Annotated in this window: 2 protein-coding genes; both read left to right on the top strand. The window is 70.0% G+C overall.

What is annotated here, in order from left to right; all coding sequences use genetic code 11:
- On the top strand, positions 1–1212 hold a 1212-nt coding region (locus AC5LUJ_RS11085), incomplete at its 5' end, for a hypothetical protein (RefSeq protein WP_493464901.1).
- Positions 1213–1857: 645 nt separating this feature from the next.
- Positions 1858–4362: an ATP-dependent Clp protease ATP-binding subunit gene (locus AC5LUJ_RS11080; protein WP_250284109.1), complete on the top strand. Its 2505-nt coding sequence runs from the start codon at positions 1858–1860 to the stop codon at positions 4360–4362.
- Positions 4363–4462: the final 100 nt, after the last annotated feature.

The following is a 4462-nucleotide window of genomic DNA, read 5'->3' as shown; positions in this document are numbered from 1 at the left end:
CCCGCCCACCGCCCACCCGTCGCCGGAACCGGTTCCACCCGCCCACATTATGATCATTATAAAGCCCGGCATCCCGGGCCTGCCGTACCGGCACGGCGCACCCAGCACGCCGACGCTCACCGGACACTCCCGGTGAGGACCTGCCACCGGCACGCTCCGCCGGCCGAGAAGTACCCGTGGCCGCTGGCCGAGGAGCACCTGTGGCGGATACCGGGGCGCCAGCCGTCGTGGACCGTGCCGGCACAGGCCCGTCCGCCGCTGGCGGAAACGCTGGAAGCCGCCGCCAGGGTGCTCGACGGGCAGTCGGGACGCATCGGCCGTCCGGGCCGTGACGCCACCGGGTGGCTGTGCTGCGCCGACCTGCTGGCCGACGGCGCGCTCGACCGGGAACTGCGGGCGATGTCCGACGTGTACGGGTACAGCCGGGAGGTCGCGGCCACCCATTTCCTCAGCGCCTACGCCGGTGGCGTGGCCGGGTTCGCCATCGCCGCGTACATGCTGCACAGCCGGGTGCCGGACGTGTGCGCGGCTGGCATGTCCCTGCACGCCGCGCCCGGCGGGTGGTTCGACGTCACGGCTTTTCATTCCGGCCGTGTGACCGTGCTCGCGGACGACCCGGCCCTGCCCGCGGCCGCCCTGCCGGCGACGGGCGATCACCGGCCCGGCCCGCTGGCCGGCCGGCGGGCCGTCGGGGCGAGCGGGGTGAGCGGGGCGAACGGCCCGACAACCAGCCCGACAACCGGCCCGCCGGCCCGCCCGGCAATCGGTGCGGCAATCGACGTGGCCGGCGACCGGGACGCCCTGCGGCAACGGCTGGCGGCCGCCCTGGTCGGGCACTTCGAGCCGCTGGTCCTGGCCCTGCGGGCGCGGGCGCGCCTGGGCCCGTCCGCGTTGTGGGGCATGGTGGCCGCGCAGTGCGGCCGGACGTTCCTGCTGACCGAACGGGTGACCCGGGATCCGGACGTCGGGCGGGTGGAGGCCGACGCCTTCTTCGCCCTCGCCAGCCCGCCGATGCGGGCCCGCCCCGCGTGGTTCGAGTTCGTCCACCGCGGACGCCGGCAGACGGCGATGCGTCGGGGTTCGTGCTGCCTCGCCCACCGGATGAGCTCGCAGTACTGCACCACGTGCCCGTTCACACCCGATTCGGAACGCGAGGCGCGCCTGCGCGAGTGGATAGACACGCAGGGCGATGGCGGACTGGCAGTCGGATAAACGCCGGCGGGCCCACAGTTTGATGCCACGGGTAACTATATAGTGACCGAAAGGCCCCGCCGGTCACGGCGACAGCATGATCATTTGTCCTTTGACCGCCCGGCACACCCAGCGCACCCTTGCCATTCCGTCGGAAGACAGTGACTGCGCGACACGCATCACATGATATAGCTTACCGATTCTATGATTACCCTGAGTAATATTCCATTCCCTGCGCGGCAGCTGGACGCCGGAGCGCTATAGCGGCTGCTTTTCGCGGCCGCTCCGAGCCGGTGACCAGGACGGTGGGGCGGAGCGCCTCCTGGCCACCCGCCGCCGCCCGCCACCCGCCGCCACCCGCTGACGCTGGCCGACGCTGGCCGGGGACTGCCCACTCACCCCTGCCGGGTGGAGGCCTCCCCCGGTGACCGCGAGATTTCGTTCTGCTCTCGGCGGAACAGCAGGACGGAATCCCCCCTGGTCCGCCACCGTTGTTTCAGGCGTCTTCGCTGGTGGACCGGTCGCCCAGATCGGTCCGCCGTCCACGACGAAGAGGGCGGGGCCGGCGGGTAGGTTTCCGTTCGATGCGTGAGGTCATGCCTCGGCGGAGCTAGCATGCGGATACCGGCTGCCGTGTGGTCGGTCGCACCGCTCGAAGGAGCGCACATGTTCGAGAGATTCACCGACCGGGCACGTCGGGTCGTCGTCCTGGCACAGGAAGAAGCCAGGATGCTCAACCACAACTACATCGGGACCGAACACATCCTGCTCGGGCTGATCCACGAGGGCGAGGGTGTGGCCGCCAAGGCGCTGGAGTCCCTGGGCATCTCCCTCGAGGGTGTCCGGTCACAGGTCGAGGAGATCATCGGGCAGGGGCAGCAGGCCCCGAGCGGGCACATCCCGTTTACTCCGCGCGCCAAGAAGGTGCTGGAGCTGTCCCTGCGGGAGGCCCTCCAGCTCGGCCACAACTACATCGGCACCGAACACATCCTGCTCGGGCTGATCCGTGAGGGCGAAGGCGTCGCCGCCCAGGTGCTGGTCAAGCTCGGCGCCGACCTCAACCGGGTCCGCCAGCAGGTCATCCAGCTGCTGTCCGGCTACCAGGGCAAGGGCGACCCGGCGACGGCGGGCGCCCCGTCGGAGGGCACTCCGTCCACCTCGCTCGTGCTCGACCAGTTCGGCCGCAACCTCACCGCGGCCGCGCGCGAGTCCAAGCTCGACCCGGTGATCGGGCGCGAGAAGGAGATCGAGCGCGTCATGCAGGTGCTGTCGCGCCGGACCAAGAACAACCCGGTCCTGATCGGGGAGCCCGGCGTCGGCAAGACCGCCGTGGTCGAGGGGCTGGCCCAGGCGATCGTCAAGGGCGAGGTGCCCGAGACGCTCAAGGACAAGCAGCTGTACACGCTCGACCTCGGCGCGCTGGTCGCCGGGTCCCGCTACCGCGGTGACTTCGAGGAGCGGCTGAAGAAGGTCCTCAAGGAGATCCGCACCCGCGGCGACATCATCCTGTTCATCGACGAGCTGCACACGCTCGTCGGCGCGGGTGCCGCCGAGGGCGCGATCGACGCCGCGTCCATCCTCAAGCCGATGCTGGCCCGCGGCGAGCTGCAGACGATCGGTGCCACCACCCTCGACGAGTACCGCAAGCACCTGGAGAAGGACGCCGCGCTCGAGCGGCGGTTCCAGCCGATCCAGGTCGCGGAGCCGTCGGTGGCGCACACCATCGAGATCCTCAAGGGCCTGCGGGACCGCTACGAGGCGCACCACCGCGTGTCGATCACCGACGCCGCACTGGTCGCGGCAGCGTCCCTGGCCGACCGCTACATCTCCGACCGGTTCCTGCCGGACAAGGCGATCGACCTCATCGACGAGGCCGGCTCGCGGATGCGCATCCGCCGGATGACCGCTCCGCCGGACCTGCGCGAGTTCGACGAGCGCATCGCAAACGTCCGCCGGGACAAGGAGTCCGCGATCGACGCGCAGGACTTCGAGAAGGCCGCGTCCCTGCGCGACCGGGAGAAGACCCTGCTGGCGGAGAAGGCCAAGCGGGAGAAGGAGTGGAAGGCCGGCGACATGGACGTCGTCGCCGAGGTCGGGGACGAGGAGATCGCCGAGGTCCTGGCGATCTGGACGGGCATCCCGGTGTTCAAGCTCACCGAGGAGGAGACCGCCCGCCTCCTGCGCATGGAGGACGAGCTGCACCGCCGTGTCATCGGCCAGCAGCAGGCGATCAAGGCTGTCTCCCAGGCGATCCGGCGTACCCGGGCGGGCCTGAAGGACCCGAAGCGTCCCGGCGGTTCGTTCATCTTCGCCGGCCCGTCCGGTGTCGGTAAGACCGAGCTGTCCAAGACGCTGGCGGAGTTCCTCTTCGGCGACGAGGACGCGCTGATCCAGCTCGACATGTCCGAGTACATGGAGAAGCACACCGTCTCCCGGCTGGTGGGCTCCCCGCCCGGCTACGTCGGCTACGAGGAGGGCGGCCAGCTCACCGAGCGGGTCCGGCGCAAGCCGTTCTCGGTCGTGCTGTTCGACGAGGTCGAGAAGGCGCACCCGGACGTGTTCAACACCCTCCTGCAGATCCTGGAGGACGGCCGGCTGACCGACTCGCAGGGCCGGCTGGTCGACTTCAAGAACACCGTCCTGATCATGACCTCGAACCTGGGCACCCGGGACATCTCCAAGGGCCCGGGCATCGGGTTCGCGACCGGCGCGGGCGCCATCGACTACGAGCGGATGAAGGCGAAGGTCCAGGACGAGCTCAAGCAGCACTTCCGGCCCGAGTTCCTCAACCGGATCGACGACATCATCGTCTTCCACCAGCTGTCCGAGGCCGAGATCATCCAGATCGTCGACCTCATGCTGGCCCGAGTGGACGTCCAGTTGAAGAACAAGGACATGGCGCTCGAGCTCACCCCGGCGGCGAAGGCGCTGCTGGCCAAGAAGGGCTACGACCCGGTGCTCGGCGCCCGGCCGCTGCGCCGGACGATCCAGCGGGAGATCGAGGACGTCCTGTCCGAGAAGATCCTGTACGGGACGCTCAAGCCCGGCGAGATCGTGGTCGGCGACGTCGAGGGCGAGGGCGAGGCGGCGAAGTTCGTCTTCCGCGGCGAACCGAAGCCCACCCAGGTCCCCGACGCCCCTCCGATCGATCTGGCCAAGTCCAGCGAGTAGGAGCGAGCGGGCAGGGCGACAGGTCCACCACGAAGGGGCGGTTCCGCTGCGGCGGGGCCGCCCCTTCGCCGTGGCGAAGCGGTTGGCCTCCGCCACGGCG

The organism is Protofrankia sp. CiP1_Cm_nod3 (assembly GCF_982290655.1).
Note: the sequence above shows the minus strand (reverse complement) of the source record. Positions and strands in the feature narration are given on the sequence as shown.

Excerpts from the sequence above, each read along its gene's own strand:
- AC5LUJ_RS11080 (WP_250284109.1), top strand. The coding sequence starts at position 1,858 with ATGTTCGAGAGATTCACCGACCGGGCACGTCGGGTCGTCGTCCTGGCA.